Origin of the sequence: Cellulosilyticum sp. ST5, from assembly GCF_046529625.1 — a bacterium.
Taxonomy (GTDB): Bacteria; Bacillota; Clostridia; order Lachnospirales; family Cellulosilyticaceae; genus Cellulosilyticum; species Cellulosilyticum lentocellum.
Map to the genome: position 1 here is coordinate 355,725 of NZ_CP132338.1, position 18,107 is coordinate 373,831.

Sequence of the window (18,107 nt, forward strand, 5' to 3'; positions counted from 1 at the left end):
CTGAACAATTCCCTTTTGTTACATATGCCACCAATTGCCTATATTACTTAGATGCCAGCCAGAGTCAGACTGAGTGAGCACCATCTGACTACAACCAATATGTAGCGTTGTAGAGCGCCATTTACTAGGATAAAGAATGATTTCATTTCCACTTACGACTTCTTCTTCAATTTGTAAAAAGAGGCCTTCTGTAAAAATGAGATCTTTAATATAACCCTCTTGTTGCAGTTTTTCAAAAGGAGCATTAAGGACGGTTAAGTTATATTTTTCTAAAGCGGTTAATAAAGCTGCTTTTCCCTTTTCATCTAAGCTAGTTAGCATAGAAGTATCAATGCCTAGATAACGTGCATTATCGTTAAACTCAGGATTTTGCTCCATAACCTCATCAATGGCAGCTACTAGTGCTTCTTCTAAAGTTGTCCCCTGCGTAAGTGTGCTAGAAGGGGTAGAGGTGGGCGTAGGTGTATCTTTTCCAAGGCTTGGCATACAGTAAAGCCAAAGTCCTCCTACGATAAGGACTGCGATAAGGGAAAAAATAAGAAAAGGTTTTTTACTCATAGGTCCTCCATTATGTAATGACTTTTAGTAAGCAACATGACCTTTAATAAGCCTGGATGCAAGCATTTACTTTTCTTTTATTGTAGCATAGGTTTTTGAAAATAACAGATAGAAAGCAAATTCATAGCAAGAAAAGTAGGGTAAAACAAAAATTTGAAAAAACGGCCAAGTTAGCATAAGATAAATCTATGAAGACATATAGAAGAGGGAGAGCCTATGCAAGTCGAACGGTTATTTGAGATTGTTTTTATTTTACTTCATAAAGAAAAAGTAACAGCTAAATGGCTAGCGGAAAAGTTTGAAGTATCTACTAGGACGATTTATAGAGATTTAGATACTTTAAGTAGCGCTGGCATTCCTATTTATACGAATAAGGGAAATGGTGGTGGTATTAGTATATTAGAAGGCTTTAAGCTTGAAAAAACTTTTTTATCTGAAGCAGAGCAAAATGATATTTTATTTGGTCTTCAATGCTTAGGGGCAACAGGTTATAAAGAAAGGAGCCAGGCGCTTAATAAACTAGGACAGCTTTTTAGACGCGAAGATTATCATTGGATCCAAGTAGACTTTACGCCTTGGGGAGACCAAGGCAACGTAGAAAATAACTTTAATGTACTGAGATATAGTATTATTCATAGACAAGTCGTTGCTTTTGACTATTACAGCGGGGTAGGCGAAAAAACAAGAAGGTGTATCTGGCCTTATCGTTTAGTTTTTAAAGGAAAAGCCTGGTATGTAGAAGGGTATTGTTTACTTAGAAAAGCCATTAGACTTTTTAAACTAACGCGTATTAGGCAAATAGAACAGGGAGAAGAAAGTTTTCTATTGGAAGTGCTAGAGGAAAAAATGAGAGAGGTGAAGCCGCAGCCAGAAATAGGAGAACAAGGCGATTGTATTGCTATTACCTTATGGGTAAGTAAGGCTCTTGCCTATCGTATTTATGATGAATTTGAAGTAGAGCAGGTAAAGCTTCTAGCAGATGGGAATTTTGAGGTGAATATAGATTATATAGAGTACCCAGAAGAGGATTGGTTTTATAACTATCTCCTTTCTTTTGGAAAGGAGATAGAAGTCAAATCGCCAGAAAGTGTAAGAGTGAGGCTAAAGGAAAAGATAGAAGCTATGCTTAGGCACTATTGTTAATAGTGCAGCTATTAAATAATATATTTTAAATCTTTATAGGGAAAAAGTGCATCTAATTCTTTCGTAAAGAAAGTTTTCATAGCTGCAAGCTGATCTTTAGGATAAATATATTTACCATAACCAAACTGACCATATTTGAATTGCCTTTCATCTTCTACCATGGGTAAGGTATTTTCCGGGAAGATTTCATTAATACGATTCTTAGCTCTTAGGGTATAGCGATGAGAAATAACCTCGAAAATAATAGGGTAAAGTGGTTTTACAGGAAAAGCTTCCTTGATTTCTAGAAGAAGCTGATGATATTCTTCTTCCCAATTCGGATAAAGAAAAACTGGAGCAAGGATAAAACCAACAGGATACCCTTTAGCTGCTAAATCACTACAAGCTTTAATCCTAAGCTTAGCAGAAGCCGTATGATGCTCATAGGCATTGATGATTGTTGGTGTATTTAAACTAAACCGAATTTCTGTATGACCATGATGAGGAAGATCTAGTAAGCCTTTAATATCATTATATTTACTAACAAAACGGAAACGTGCATGCTCCTCCTGACCAAAGAAGGTAATACATTTGGCCAGTGAATGGGTATAAGGTTCAACAGGGAGAGGGTCTGAGGTAGCAGCACCTTCAAAAAGCGTTATTTCTGGTAGACGTTCATGGATATAATGCGCTGCTTGTTTAAGAATATCATCTATATTCACATGGACCCGAACAAAAGGTTTATCACCAAGTTGCGTATTCAGATAGCAGTATTCACATTGTCCCATGCAACCACTTACAAGTGGAAGTTGATAGTGAGCAGAAGGCTTACAGCTTTGGAACTTAAGACTTTTTTTCACACCAACCACTAAGGTTTGTTTGCCATGCTGATATTGCTTATGAAGCTCATCACCAGGAATTTGACGTTTCACTTGATTAGTGGCTACTTGAAAAAGTTCAATGCCGCTTTGTTCATTAAAATAGTTATAAAGCTCAGTGCCTAAGGGATAGTCAAGGGCACCTTTCTCGAATATAACACGTTTGGGAATAAACATAATAGGTCCTTTCTAAAAGTATGAAATACTAATATTTTTGGCCAAATCTCTTTAAATATGTATGTATTTCAAAATGATTATGTACATAAAAGTACTCAATGGATGATACATACTATTCATTCAGTCAAAAAAAGAATGCTGTTTAATGTGCTAGCAGCATCTTTATCGGAAACATATATAATGCTATTTTAATTGATTTTCAATGCCTAGAAGTAGTAGTTCATAAGATAGAAGTCAAGTCCCAGAAAGTGTGAGCATCAAGCTTAAAGAAAATATACAAGCCATACTTCAGTTCTACAATGAAGCAGGAGCATTGCAAAAATAGAGGTAGATGAGTAAAATAAAAATCAGATACAAACATATAGAAAAATCAGAAAAGTGTTTTGGAAGGGGGATTTTAAGTGAAGATAAGAAAAGTGGGGTTTCTATGGCTAATAAGTATGCTGATAATAAGCAGTTTCATAGGTTGTCAAAGTAAGGATGAGCATTTGCAGGTTGATACGCCATCTTCTCATAAGCCTAAAGATGTGGCGCCAGAGGAAGAAGAGGTGAAATGGGAGGACTGGTTGTATTTTCGAGAAGATACTAAAAACACCTTAGTGCGCATGGCATTAGGGAGACAAAAAGAAGAAAGGGTAGCAGATCATATCAGTCAGTGGCTTTTAGAGGAAGATCAATTACTTTATACGACTCAGGAAGACTGGGAAAGCTTAGATACAAGTACAGAGCCTCTTACCATAATAAATGAAATACTGATTGCAAATCTAGATGGAAGTGAAGCTAAACTACTGGCAGGTAAGGAAAGTACCCTTGATGTAGCTACGCCATATGAAGGAAGGCAAAGCTATTTGAGATACGGACCTTTAGGGGTAGTAGACAGTTGGGTTTATTTTAATGTTTCCATAGGACTTTCTGGTACAGATGCTAGTCAAAGCATCATTTTTCGAATGCATTCTAATGGAGAAGATTTAGAAGAGGTTTGTAAACTAAAAAGCAATGACATGGTCTATTCCTTTGGTGTAATAGGCGAGACTATGTATTTTACCAGTGGTTATATGCAAGACAATTATGACCTTACCCTATATCAAGTAGACTTAGAAACAAAAATAAGTCAAGTCCTAACTGAGCGAGGGGTAGTATTAGGTAAGTATGAGGAAGCGTTATATTATGAAGAAACCACTGGTGATAATGGCGTTAATAATTATCAAATTAATAAGATAGTAAGTGGTCAATCAGAAAATTATATAGAGAAAGTGACTAGCATTGATCATACTAGTGACGCGCTCTATTTTAATTTACAGGAACATAACATTTATATAGGCCATAAAATCTTTAATGAGGGGTATGGTGAATTTGTTAAATATAATGAGGTGTATGATTTAAAGAAAAAAGAAACAAGAGTAAGTTTGCCTGATGAACAAGGCTTTCCAGGAGGAGGGGCAAGTACAAAGGTCATTAGTACAAAGGGTACAGCAACGTATTACTTACAGTACCTTAATGAATGGAATTGGCTTAGTGATTTAAAAGTAGTGGATACATCTACTAATACAGAGACTGTCCTTAAAAAAGAGATTATAGAACCTAAGCTGATACATCTGCAGGTGCAAAATAATCAGTAAAATGAATCAATCGTTCTTCACTAGTCATTCTGTATTTATCGCGTTATACAATAAGCATCAACTAAAAATTGGTGATGAAGGGGAGAGTATTAAATGAGAATAGGGAAAAAGGGGCTTATAGCCTTAGTGGGATTACTTTTATTTGGGAGTTTAGTAGGGTGCCAAAAGAAAGAAACCATGCAGCAAGTGGCAGGAACATCTGTTAAAGAATCAGAAAAGACCAAAGACACAGAGATAAAAGAAGAAGTCATTAGGGGAGAGGATTGGCTTTATTTTAGAGAAGACTATGAAGGACCTTTAATGCGTATGCAATTATCTACCCAGAAGGAAGAACAGGTGGTAAAAGGTATAAGCCAGTGGCTTGCAGCGGAGAATCAGCTTCTTTATTCTACAAATGAGGATTGGGACAGTTTATATACAAGTTCAAAGTCAATCGTGGTGATTAACGAATTAAGTATAGCAAGTCTTGATGGTAGCAAAGTCCTAAAGCTTGTAGGTAAAGAAAATGAATTTGATTTTAAAACGGAGTTTGATGCGAATAAGTACTATTTACGTTATAATCCCCTGGGCATTGCAGATGATTGGGTGTATTTTAATGTGATCTTGGGTATTCCAGAAACAGACGCTAGTCAAAATACTATTTACAGGATACGCCCTAATGGTAAAGAGCTAGAAGCCGTTTGTGAGGCAGGCCATGCGTATGTTTATGATTTTTATGTCGTAGATGATGCCATTTATTATGCCAGTAGCTATATGGGTGACTACTATATGGGGAATAACTATAGTATGATTAATCAAGTGGATTTAGAAACCAAGCAGGCCAATTGCTTAACAAACGAGGGATTTTTATTAGGGGCCTATGAGGATGCTTTATACTATGCGGAGATTGTAACAAAGGGAGCTGAAAGAAGCTGCAAGGTTAATAAGGTTGTAAGTGGCAAAAGAGGACAAAGCATTAAAGAAGAGGTAGCCTTTGAAAATGAGGGGGACCAAATACTTCTTCAGTTGCAGGAACATAAGATCTACATAGGTAAGCCTTTTGATGAGTATGGTAGTGTGAGCTATAGCAAAGCATATGATTTAACCACAAAAGAAGTGACACCTAGTTTACCCTATGAGCAAAGTTATTATGGCGGCAGTGCAAGTAGGCAAGCACTAAGTGCAAGTAATAATCAGATTTACTATTTAGATTATGCAGACCAGTGGCATTGGACGAATGAGTTAAAGGTGTTAGATGTAGCCACTAAAACGACTACAACTTTAAAAATGGATTTGATAGAGACTCAACTACTTCATTTATATCCTAAAACCAATAAGCAAATGAAGTTAAAAACAAACGTAGCGACAGCTGAAGCAAACCTAAACTTACAAGCTCAGCTACATGAAGAAACAGGTGTTTTTTATAGTACAGAAACAGGCTTGTATCGTATAGACGAAGAAGGCAAGAAGTCTACTAAACTTTATGATTTAGATAGTACTTCTACGTGGCGTGCTGTAGAGGTAAATGGAGAAAAGGTACTTTGCTTTAATGTAGCGAGTAATCTCTATAAAGGAAATTTACAAGGTACTTCACTAGAAATCTTAGCAGAAAATACAGCTAACACTTGGCGCTATTTTCAAGATGACCAAACAGGAGAAGGATGGTTCTTATGCGAAGATGATAATCAAAATGTTCAGGTAGTGAGCCTAGACGGTAAAGTGAGTTTTGCACTGCCTCATAAGAACATAGGAAATGTAGAAGCTTATAAAGGTAAAATAATATATAGCTTACAAACCTATCCTTATGGCGAAGCAGATGGTAATCCAGTAGAGCCAGTCATTTATAGCTGCGACATAAAAGGTGAAGCCAAGGCGTTTATTGATTTCAATGAGTTTTATACAGCCACAGAGGAAGTTTGGGATGAGTTAGGCAAAGTGTATAGTAGTTTAGAAGCTATAAGGGAGGATCAATTATACTTTACTGTTGCGGATTGGAGTAGGAATGTTGTAGAACTATTTGAGTATGATTTAAAGACCGATGAAGTGAAAAGTGTTTATAAGGTTCAACCAGGACTTGAGCCTTATCTAGAGGTAAATATAGATGACAAGTTTATTTATTTATCTTATGCAGAAGTGCGACATAGCTATGTGAATCTTCAATTAGATCGTAAGGATTTTACTGAGATAGATGCTGGGTATAAAATAGGTGAAGATGCTTCTTACATTTATAAGCTTAAATATGATGGGATTTATAGCTTAGATAAAGGAACAAAGCAATCCCACCTATTAACACAGGTATTTCCAATGTTTTGGTATGACGATTATAAGGAGATTTCAGCAAGACAATTAGGGGACTGGATTTACTTTAATGACTATGCTGTTTATCCAACGGACTCAGAATATAGTAACCGAGCTGAGATGCCAGATGTGATGTTTCGGGTCAATGTCAAAACAAAACAAAGACAACAAATGGAAGATGACCTCCGATACATCAACTACTATGTATCGGATACAAGAGAAATGGATGATGAAGGCTATTTCTATTTCGCATATACCAAGGAAGGAGACAATCAGATTATCAAATTAAAAGATAGTTTAGAAGTAATCAAAGTTATTGAGACTTCCTCTTATATTAAGCAGCTAGAGTACTTAAAATAATAAACAAAATAAAAGACCTAATAAAAATAGCTGATAAAAGACATTCTCTTTTATCAGCTATTTTTATTTAAAGTTCTTCACTTAAGCTTTCCCACTCTTCGTAGTACTTAGAAATGATTGCGTTAAGCTTTTCTTTTTCTTCAAGTAAGCATCTGCTTTTATCATAGTTACTGTAGACTTCCTCTAGGCAAAGCTGGGCGTCAATATCAGCTATTTTTTCTTCAGCTTCGCTAATAGCTGTTTCTAGCTTGGCCATTTGGTTTTGAATACGGCGTATTCTGGTTTGCTCTTCTTTTTGCTTTTGCCAATCTTCTTTATTAGTGGTAGCAGCAGTAGCTTCTTCTACAACAACGCTGGTTTGCTGAGTAGCTGAAGCAGCAAGCTCCTTTTTCTTTTCTATATAATAATCATAGTCTCCTAAATATTCCATGGTGCCGTCTTTAGACATATCAATGATTTTACTTGCTGTTTGATTGATAAAATAACGGTCATGGGAAACATAAAGGACAGTGCCTTCATAGTTTAATATGGCACTTTCTAGAATTTCCTTTGAAAGAATATCTAAGTGGTTAGTCGGCTCATCTAAGATGAGAAAATTGGCTTTAGAAAGCATGATTTTGGCTAATGCGACACGGCCTTTTTCACCACCGCTTAAGCTACTAATGGGTTTAAAAACATCATCATTCGTAAAGAGAAAAGCAGCCAGTACATTACGGATTTCTCCATTTTTAAGTTCTGGGAAAGTACCTTGGATTTCTTCCATAATGGTGTTAGAAGTATCTAAGGTAGCATGTTCTTGATCGTAATAGCCTACAATAACATTGCTTCCTAATTTTAGGGTACCCGTTGTAGGAGTCATTTGATCTAAAATCATACGAAAAACAGTGGTTTTACCAACGCCATTAGGACCTACGAGAGCTACTTTATCCCCTTTTTTGATTTCCATATTCATATGACTAAAAATCGGGCTGGTATCAAAGGTTTTACTTAATTCACTAATGCTTAAGACATCATTGCCACTTACAACTCTTGGGGTGAGCACCAGCTGCATAGGTTTATTATCAATCATTGGCATATCCATGACTTCTACTTTTTCTAAAGCTTTTTCACGGCTACGAGCACGTTTAATAGATTTTTCCCTGTTAAATTGTTTTAGCTTAGCAATAACCGCTTGTTGGTGAGCAATTTCCTTTTGCTGTTTTTCAAAGTGTTTCATAGCCACTTCATATTCTTTTTCACTTTTGATGATGTAGTCGCTGTAGTTACCGTTGTAAACAAAGCTACGTCCAAATTCTAAGTGAACGACTTTAGTGACGATTTTATCTAAGAAGTAACGGTCATGGGAAATAATAAGGACAGCACCTTTATAGCTACGTAAAAAGCCTTCTAGCCATTCGATAGCTTCAATGTCTAAATGGTTGGTAGGTTCGTCTAAGAGTAATAAACTAGGCTCTTGAAGTAGGAGCTTACCTAGAGCGACACGGTTTTTTTGTCCACCTGATAAAATAGACACTGGTTTATCATAAATGGTTTCATCAAAGCCTAAGCCTTTGAGAACGCCTTTGACTAAACTTTTGTATTCATAACCCTTACTATTTTCAAATACCATACGTTCAGCATCATATTTATGAATGAGTTCTAAAGAACCGGTCTTAGCGATTTCAGCTTCCATGGCATGAAGTTTTTCTTCTAAGGCAATAACTTCATCAAATACATGTAGGAGTTCCTCATAGACGGTAGCTGTAGAATCTAACTCCATATGTTGTTTTAAGTAACCTATGGTGCAGTCTTTAGTAGAAGTAATGGTACCTTCATCTGGTTCTAATTCCTTAGTTAGAATTTTAAAAAGGGTGGTTTTACCTACACCATTATTTCCTATTAAAGCTACTTTCTCATGGTCTTCGATATGAAAACTAATATTTTTTAAGATTTCTCGGTCAATAAATGTTTTCTTGATATTGCTACATGAAATAATCATAATATCCTCCTTGTAACGCCTTTTATTATTTTAGCAAATAAAAGCGCAAATTGAAAGAAAAGGGGCCAATAATCTACATTGACAAAAAAAAAACTTAAATGCTATACTAGGGTTATGAGTTTGCGTATATGAGGAGATGAGAAGGTGACGGAAGAAAGAAAGATTTCTATGAATGTAATACGGAGATTGCCACGTTATTACAGATATCTGGGAGAATTGTTACAAAAAGGAGTAACCAAAATCTCCTCCAGAGAATTAAGTGAGAAGATGAATGTGACCGCATCACAAATTCGTCAAGACCTTAACAATTTTGGAGGCTTTGGGCAACAGGGTTACGGATACAATGTGGAGTACTTGCATACAGAGATAGGAAAGATATTAGGACTTCACCAAAACTATAAAATGATTATTGTAGGCGTAGGTAACTTAGGACAAGCTATTGCTAATTCAACATCATTTAGTAAAAGAGGCTTTAAGTTAATCGGTTTATTTGACGTTAATCCAAGACTAATTGGTATGAGCATACACGGGGTAGAAGTACAAGATATTGACAAAATGGAGCAGTTCGTAAAAGAAAATGAAGTAGAAATTGCTATTTTAACAATGCCAAAAACAAGAGTAAAAGAGACAGCTGAGAGTTTAGCAAAATGGGGGATAAAAGGCTTATGGAACTTCTCACCTGTGGATTTATTCGTACCAGATACAGTACAAGTTGAAAATGTACACCTTTCTCATTCATTAATGACTTTGGCTTATAAGATTAATGAGGCTGAGGTTGAAAGAGAGAAGAAAGATAAGAGTGAGAGTATAGGGCAAATTGAAGAATAAAATGTGGGCTTAATGGATTTCTTTGGGAATGATGTTGAGTGGGGTGCAGTATAAAAGAGTGAATAAAGAAATGCCTGTGAGGCTTTTGTTGGGAAAACAGAAGGCTTATGGGCATTTTTTTGCGTTTAAAGAGATAGATCTTTAGGTAACAGGGGAGTAAAGGCGAAAAAGTGAGAACAAAGATAAAGTGAACGTTTCCTTTTGTAAGTAAGTTGCGATCAGAAGCTAATGGGAAGAAATGAGAGGGATGGCTACCCTCCGGGGTTCCGCTCCGTATTTTCGCAGGCACTAAGCTCATTTTTTTGATGAACGGTCGAAACTCGCTGGCGCTCAAACAGTCTCCCTAAAACCCATCAAAAAAATTCGCTAAGTGCCTGCTGAAAATACTCGCAAGTCACCCCTTGAGGACAGCCATCCCTCTCATTTCCATCAGCTTTCTGGCGTAAAGATGCTTTTTATAAAAAGAATAACTTAGATAATGTCGAAAATAGACGAACCCTTTTTGTTGTTATATGTATTTTATTAAGAGTACAATAAGTCTATAAAAGAATAGGCATGAATAGTGTTATAGAGGGAGAGGGTTATTTCGCGTTGTTTTTGTGTAAATTGTATGGGTGTGTTTATAATAAAATAAATTGGTTTATTAATACTTTGTGGCACTGTATATGGATAATTAAACTTAGAGAAATAATGACAATATGTAAGAGAAAAGGAATAACTATTTTTATATGTTTACTGTTGGGTAAGTTATTGTTAATAAAACAAAAAAGTGGATGTAGGAAATGGATATTTATTTATATTCATGATGTTCAACAGAAGAAAACAAGTAGGATATTAATAAATAAAAAGAGAATTTAAGAAGTGAGAACGAAAAGGATATCTATTGTTCATATGAAAGTGGAACTAGGATAGGCATAGTAGGAGCGAATAGATTACTAGGTAAGAAGGTGACTGGATATACAATTGTTATAATAAAAGTATCATGAATTATTAGAAGTACAAAGCAGTTATGTGAGATTATAGAAATGATTAAAATATTGGTATTTATAAAGAATAGAATTTGTGCATAAGAGAGTAAAGAAGGGGGATAAATTATTGGATGAGTATAGCAATATTAAAGCAAAAGTGAGAGACTACCAAAGGCATGCTATAGATACCATTGAGAAATATTTAAGTTCTGATTCACAGAAACAAGCACTTATAAAAATGCCTACAGGAACAGGGAAAACAGGTGTTATTGCAGTTGCATCTCATATGAGTATGGGGAATATATTGATAATCGTTCCGAATGCGATACTTCCAGAACAAATTAAATATGAAATAGAAGATGCATTTTGGGAAAAAATAAATTGTAATAATATAACTAATAAAAAAGATATTAAAATAATTAAGGAAGATGATACATTAGAATATATAGAACATATAAATATGCAGATTTTGATTATTACTATTCAAAGGTTATTAATTCTTAGTAAGGAGAAAAAAACAAATAGCTTTAGTAGACTAGTACAGTGCACAAAGGCTATCTTTTTTGATGAAGGACATAGGGAGTTAGCAGAAATATGGGCAATAGTAATTAAGGAATTTAAGTGTAAGAAAGTTTTATTTACTGCAACCCCATATAGAAATGATAAGGCATTATTTAATATAGATGAGCAATTTGTTTATAGGTATTCAATACAAGAAGCATTACATGATAAGTCAATATGTAATATCAAATTTGAAAAGTTGCACACTAGATTAAGGGAAAAAAATACAATAGATGAGTTGATTGATTTTATAATTAATTTAGTAGATAAACAAGACAAAAGAATATTAATTAGAATGGAAAACAAATATTCTATTGAAACAATGGTAAAGAAAATAAATGAAAAAATTAATAATATAGCTGCTGGATTTCATTCAGAATGTAGTAAGAGCCCAAATTTGTTTAATAAAGGGCAAGAAATATATGCTATCAAAAATCAATATAATGTATTTATTCATAGCGATATGTTAATAGAAGGCTTAGATTTTTGTGAATTAGACACCTTGATTATACTTGACTCTTTTTATAATTCAAGAAGTTTTATACAACAGATAGGTAGGGTTTTGAGAAATAATGAAGAGAAAAAACAAGCTATAGTATTTTTGTGGGAGAATGAGTATGAAAAATGGTTGGAACAATGGGAGTTATACATAAGAAATGATTCACAGGATCAAAACGTTGAATATATAGAGGGCTTTTTTAGAGAAAGGTTTCTATTCGAAGAAGATTTTTATAAAGAAGTCAAGATACCTAAGAAAGCAAATATATTTACAACAGACAAGTCAGTATTTAATGAAGTAAAGAATCGCATTACTGATAAAATTACTGGTAAAGTAGACCTTACATATAAGGTAGATTATGAGGAGAGAAAAAGAGAATATTTATTTTGGATAATGTGCTATGAAAAGCGTATGCCAAGTAAATTTTTTGATTTCAAATATTATGAAGATAAAAGTTTACAGATGGTGGTTTTGTTAGAAGTGAAAAAGAATAACAAATATTTCATATTTTATCAGGATACATCAAATTTTAGTGTTCCCATTTCAGAGCTAGATATTATACAAGTGGCAGCAGAAGATTTTTATAAATTAATTCCTGATGAATTTGAAATACAGAATACTAGGTATACACAAACAATGCAGAGAAGAATTGGCCCCCACACACAAGACATTACAGGTTTTAAGTTAAATTCAGTGCCTAATAACACAAATGAGAGAATGTCCTTTTGTAGAAATGTTTCAGGGGTAATGAGGGGAGAGAAAACAGTTAAACGATATGTGAGTCCTATTAAAGCAACAATATCTGATAAAGAAAGTGGTACATATATGGACTATGTAGATTGGGCAAGGAAAATTGTTGGTATTTGGATAACAAAATCAAGAAGTAATTTATACTTTGATAGATATTCAAAAATAGTAGCCCCTCCTACTAGTTTACCAACATCTATATTATTAGAGATAGATAAGAATATAAAAGATAGGAAAACAGGTAGAGAATTTTATTTAGAAAGTAGTTGCATACAGATTAATTCGAATAAACAGTTTACTATGATTATTAATCATGAGCCATATATATGTAATATAGGAAATCTAAGGACTAATAAGATATCGGTTAACACTCCGTTTAAAAATCGCTATGAAGTGGTTGAAAATAAGGAAAAAAATATATTATTAGAAACTTACCTTAATAAAGGAAATTTTAGGTTATACTATAGAGAAAAAAATATTATGTATAATGACAAAGTACATTTTTCACCTAATATTACAACCTATTATTCAAAGGCAGAAGAATGGTCAATGTGGAAAAGTATACAAGTAATTGATGAACTTGCAACATGTAAAGATGAAAAATTGGGTGATAAGACCATAACAACAACATGGCCTCCACAAAGTACATTTAATGTTATTATAAATGAGATAGAAAAAAATTATCCTTATATTAAATATATTGTATGTGATGATCAAAATGAAGAAATGGCAGATTTTATTGCATTGTCTGTAGAAAAAGAAAAATGTTATTTTATTCATTGTAAACAAAAGAAGAAATCCTTGAGTGCTTCAGATTTTCAAGATGTATGTGGACAAGCAATAAAAAATATACAGTACATAATAACTTCTAATTGGTCAGATTTAGAGCATATAGATAAGCACATTTCAAGGTGGAAAACTACATGGAAGTATACTCATACACCTAAAAAGGGAAGGGAGATTACATGGAATATAAATAGATTAGTTAAAGCTCCTAAAATAGAAGATAATAATGGTATAATTAGATATGGTACTATAGACGACTTTGTTGAACAATTTAAGAAAATTAATACTTCATATCAAGGGGAAAAAGAAGTATGGATAGTGCAAGGTGGATTATCAAAACAGGGATTAAAGAAAGAAATAGAAAGAGTTAAATCTTCTACTAAGCAAAAAGAGCAAGTAACACAATTAATTTGGTATTTACAAAGCACACAAGATATAATAATTAATGCAGGAGGAAAGCTGAAAATTGTGTGTCAGCCGTAATAGTATGAATTTTGTTTAATAGAAGATTTATGAAGCATAATACTAATATTATATAACAAGATAGCAAGAAATACGGAAAAACAAGTTATATATTACTTCCTATAAAGTTAGTAAATACCATATAAATATCTCTAGCATGTATAAAATGTTTTAAAGTAAAAAAATGATTTGGTATGTAATTATTAGTGAGACGTTTAAAGTAGAACTAGAACATACTTCTTTGAGTTTATTTTTCATAAATTAATTACATAGACTTGTATTATGGGAGAGAAGGTGATTTTATGGGTAGGCAAACAGAGGTATATAGACATATGCATCCAGAACAGTTTTCTGATTCTAAGGTTGTTAAAAGGGGTAAGATGGATAGAGATTTCCTTGATTATTATTTTGAGACATTAACAAACAAAAGTTTAGATAAACAATTTGAAGATTTCTGCAGACATATTGCAGAAAATGAAATTTGCCCTAATCTATTACCTCAAACAGGCCCAACTGGGGGAGGTGACAGTAAGGTTGATAGTGAAACATACCCGGTATCAGAAGAAATTGCAATTTTGTGGTATGTCGGAGAAGGAAATAAAGCTGCTTATGAACGATGGGCATTTGCAATTAGTGCCAAAAAGGACTGGAAACCTAAAGTAAAATCTGATGTTGCAAAAATTATAAAGGTTAATGAAGAAGAAAATCGGGGATATACAAAGATTTTCTTTATGTCAAATCAGTATATTTCGGATAAAAAAAGAGCGGAAATTGAAGATGAATTACGTAAGAAGTACAATATGGACGTTCGAATTCTAGACAGGACTTGGCTTTTGGATAAAATTTTTGGTAATCATCGTAATGTTGAGATTGTAATAAAAAGCTTTGGGCTATCTGATAGCTTTCATGATGAGATACAAGTTGGAGAAAGAGACTATAAGCGTAAAAAGGAGTATCAGGAAATTGAAAATCGCTTAAAAGATAATGATTTAAAACTGTCGGAGAAGGTTTTTCTTGTTCAAAGGGCTGTTGTTTTAGGAAGAGAACTTGAATTTTCAAAGAGCCAGATACTTGGATGCATTGATAGAAGTATCAGAATTTCAAAAGAATATGGCATGAAGATTGATTTGGCAAATGCATATTATGATGCTGCATGGACTACATATTGGTGGTATTCGGATGCAAAGCTTTACTATGAATATTACAAGGAATATGAAAATATTGCCTTGTTAGAAGAGAATTCAAATGTATTTAATCGTCTAATTAATTTGTGGATAAATTTATATACATTGGCTTTTGAAGAAGTAGATTTTCAGGTTAAAGAGCATACTGAAAAAATCCAGGAAAGATACAAAAAGTATCTTAATGATCAGTCAAAACCCAATTCAGCTATTGAAGTAAAGGCGACATATCAATCAATGCGTATTTTGCTTGGAGAGGATATTGATGACATTGTAAATGAGATGATTCAAATACTGGATGACAGTTTTGGTCATTTGGATTTGGATTTATATCCATTAAAACGTATTATTCAGGAAATTCCTATGATTGAAGATGCAAAACGCTATGATGAGTTGTTTGAACATATGGTATCTATTATGAGTAGTCATCAGCAAAAAACAGAAGCAGCCTTCATGCTCGCAAGTAGAGGACGTTCGTTGAAAAAGAAAAAACCGTATGAAGCATTGGTATATTTTAGTCGGACTCTAATGAGTTTTTTCAATCAAAAAGATAAAGAGTATTTAATTACTGTGGTTATGGAAATGGGGGAAATATTTGAACAAGTAGGACTTTTATGGGCTGCGAGAAATTTTTACTATTTTGATTTTTGTTTGTGCTTAAACCAATATATGAAATTTGGTGAGGTATCACCTTGGTTTTTTCTAAGTGCACATTCACTGAAATATATTGAACTACGTCTTGGACATATACTATATGCTACAGAATTTGATTTGTTAGCAAAGATTGCTGAAAAGTTGTATCCACAAGAAATAGAAAAGAGGGAAAGACAGGAAGAAGATTTTGATTATATCCTTGCTATTCAGATTCTGCGAACACAATATGATATTGAAAAAGAACTGGGACAATTGCCATTTTATTTAGAAAAGCATGGGCTTGTTTTTTCTGCGATGGTAATGAAATACGAACTGGGATATTATGATGAAGATATTCTAAACTCATTAAACGGAAACAAGGGTTCATTTGATGATCTTATAAGTAAGTGGAAAGAACACCCTGTACTTGAGAGGTTAAAGTATTCTCCATGGTATGGAAAAGAATCATCATGTAAGATGCAGACTAAAGTGTTGGGATGTACCATAGAAGTAGAGATTGAGAATTGCTATGACCATGGAGAAATTGAGATTGGTGCAACAATTTTGGCGACAATTGAAAGCTTCTTAGGAACAGGTATAACGAATCAGCTTATTTCATTGACAGGTAAAATAGTCATTGAAATCTGTTTTGACAGTAGCTATGAGTCATTAATTAGAGGAGAAATAGTAGCTGACAGGCCAAATCATATTAGGGTAATTTTCTCAGAATATGATGCCTCGAATACTATAGATGCTCAGAAAAAGTTTTCTGATTTTACCAATGATTTGTTAGGAATGATAATATTAATTATGTTTCCAAATGGTTCTGGTTTAAGAAATATAGAGAAGATGATAAAAAATGATGCAGCTTTTGAACGTTCATATACTTTTGCTAACAGTGTGTTCTATGGAATGGAAACACTTGGGAAGGATACATTTACTTTTGATACAATTTTGAGAGATTATGAAAATTTAACAATGCAACGTACTAACAAATGTGGCAATAGTGAAATAAAAAATACTAAGAATGTTGAAGAAATAGTAAATCCTAAAAAAGTACATTATAATATTTCAAAGGATAAGTTGAATTTAGAAAATGTTAGTAATGAGGACATTGTTACGCAGTCCATTATTAACATTCCATTATGGAATATTAGTGAATGGAAAGGTGTTATGTTTATATCAGACCCATATAGCCACTCCATTCCTCCTGTTCTTTCATTTGTTTTTGCGAAAGAGACTGGGAAAACGGTTTTTGAAGAGTGGATTAAAGAGATTGGAACTTTTGATAGTAAAAATGAGATTAGTATATGCATTATAAAAGGAATTGATAAGGCGCATCCCCATTGGTATAGAGTAATAGTTGGAACTGTAAGTTTCGAAGGAATAGAGAACAATAAGCCTAAAATAGTTGTACAATCTTCAAGAGTCCATACAATGACGCCAGAGAATAATACTAACCTTAGACGATTTGAAAATGAGATGCAAAGAGGTATTGATTATTGGCTATGTCCATCTATTATGCCAAATCAAGTTCAGCAACCGAAGATAATGAGCGAGCTGGCAATCAGAAAAAAAGATAAGAGTATAATAATTTGTAATGCATGTGATGTTCAGGAGAATAATCTTTTGGCGTATGGTGGAATTTTTCCCACTGACAATCCTATCATTCCTATAGGTAGGGAAGATGCCCCAATATTAAAAATGATTGCACGCAAAAGGAATACTTACAAAGAATAACCGTATAGGAGATTTTGTAAAAGTGAATTATCATAACTGATTAAAACACAAGCAAGTTGAATCAACAAATCTCCATTTTGCAGAGAAGATAAAATAATAGTTTTGAATAGCGATTGGTTACCCTTTACTTTTAGTTAAAAACAAATTGATCAGATAGAATACGTAGGAATAAATATAAGTTGATTTTATTGTGCCTCCATAGACTCTAGACAGTATCAAGATTTTTTTGAAAATTGTATTTCTACCATGGCAAAACTGTAGATATCCAACTATGTAATCAGATTCTTTCTGTAAATCTATTTCTTTGAGAAGATTCATGTTCATATATCGATTAACAGCCCATTTGGTAACAGCTACATGGCAGAGTCTGGCACGTAATAATATAAGTGAAATCTATCTATCAGGGAATGATCCTATGGCTTTTATACGTTTTTTTATCTCATGATTGATACACTAGATTGTGTTATTAGTACAAATATGTAATCGATGACATGGCGAAAAATTCATGTAAGTCAAAGTCTCAAGTATGCCATCGTTCACTTCCTTTGCCATCGACTAAACCTTTATCTCTCACAACCTAGTGACTACCTGCTGTGCCTTTTCTACTTATATGTTGGAATGCATTCCTAAGCGCATTTGGTTTTTAAGATGCAAGTAAGTACCTTATTAAAGATTTAAGAGCATTAGTTAATACTAATCGCTAGTAAACAATGAATAGGTATGGTGCAGCTAT

At 33.7% G+C, this 18,107-nt stretch carries 9 protein-coding genes; 6 read left to right on the forward strand and 3 right to left on the reverse strand.

Features of this window, described 5'->3' with window-relative positions:
* Positions 1-18: 18 nt before the first annotated feature.
* On the reverse strand, positions 19-558 hold the full coding sequence (locus QTL86_RS01680) for a hypothetical protein (protein WP_410496307.1): 540 nt from the start codon (positions 556-558) through the stop codon (positions 19-21).
* A 216-nt stretch (positions 559-774) separates the two neighbouring features.
* Here QTL86_RS01680 and QTL86_RS01685 point away from each other — a divergent pair, with 216 nt between their 5' ends.
* Complete coding sequence (locus QTL86_RS01685; protein WP_013658012.1) at positions 775-1,701, forward strand: helix-turn-helix transcriptional regulator; 927 nt, start codon at positions 775-777, stop codon at positions 1,699-1,701.
* 11 nt (positions 1,702-1,712) lie between these two features.
* Here the strand turns inward: QTL86_RS01685 and splB are convergent, their stop codons facing one another.
* Complete coding sequence (gene splB / locus QTL86_RS01690) at positions 1,713-2,735, reverse strand: spore photoproduct lyase (RefSeq protein WP_013658011.1); 1,023 nt, start codon at positions 2,733-2,735, stop codon at positions 1,713-1,715.
* Between the two features lie 401 nt (positions 2,736-3,136).
* Between splB and QTL86_RS01695 the strand changes: the two genes are divergently transcribed.
* Both QTL86_RS01695 and QTL86_RS01700 read left to right on the forward strand, forming a co-directional pair.
* The gene (locus QTL86_RS01695; RefSeq protein WP_410496308.1) at positions 3,137-4,354 is read left to right on the forward strand and encodes a hypothetical protein; all 1,218 of its coding nucleotides are present in this window, start codon (positions 3,137-3,139) and stop codon (positions 4,352-4,354) included.
* 93 nt (positions 4,355-4,447) lie between these two features.
* A complete protein-coding gene (locus QTL86_RS01700) occupies positions 4,448-6,991 on the forward strand; it encodes a hypothetical protein (RefSeq protein WP_410496309.1) in 2,544 nt (847 codons plus the stop codon).
* Positions 6,992-7,058: 67 nt separating this feature from the next.
* Here the strand turns inward: QTL86_RS01700 and abc-f are convergent, their stop codons facing one another.
* Positions 7,059-8,969, reverse strand: a complete 1,911-nt coding sequence (gene abc-f, locus QTL86_RS01705) for a ribosomal protection-like ABC-F family protein (RefSeq protein WP_410496310.1) — start codon at positions 8,967-8,969, stop codon at positions 7,059-7,061.
* Positions 8,970-9,113: 144 nt separating this feature from the next.
* Between abc-f and QTL86_RS01710 the strand changes: the two genes are divergently transcribed.
* From QTL86_RS01710 to QTL86_RS01720, 3 genes are all read left to right on the forward strand, one after another.
* Positions 9,114-9,797, forward strand: coding sequence for a redox-sensing transcriptional repressor Rex (locus QTL86_RS01710; RefSeq protein ID WP_013658008.1), 684 nt, complete (start codon positions 9,114-9,116; stop codon positions 9,795-9,797).
* Between the two features lie 1,125 nt (positions 9,798-10,922).
* Positions 10,923-13,841: a DEAD/DEAH box helicase gene (locus tag QTL86_RS01715; RefSeq protein WP_410497282.1), complete on the forward strand. Its 2,919-nt coding sequence runs from the start codon at positions 10,923-10,925 to the stop codon at positions 13,839-13,841.
* A gap of 281 nt (positions 13,842-14,122) precedes the next feature.
* Complete coding sequence (locus QTL86_RS01720; RefSeq protein WP_410496311.1) at positions 14,123-17,374, forward strand: hypothetical protein; 3,252 nt, start codon at positions 14,123-14,125, stop codon at positions 17,372-17,374.
* Positions 17,375-18,107 lie beyond the last annotated feature (733 nt).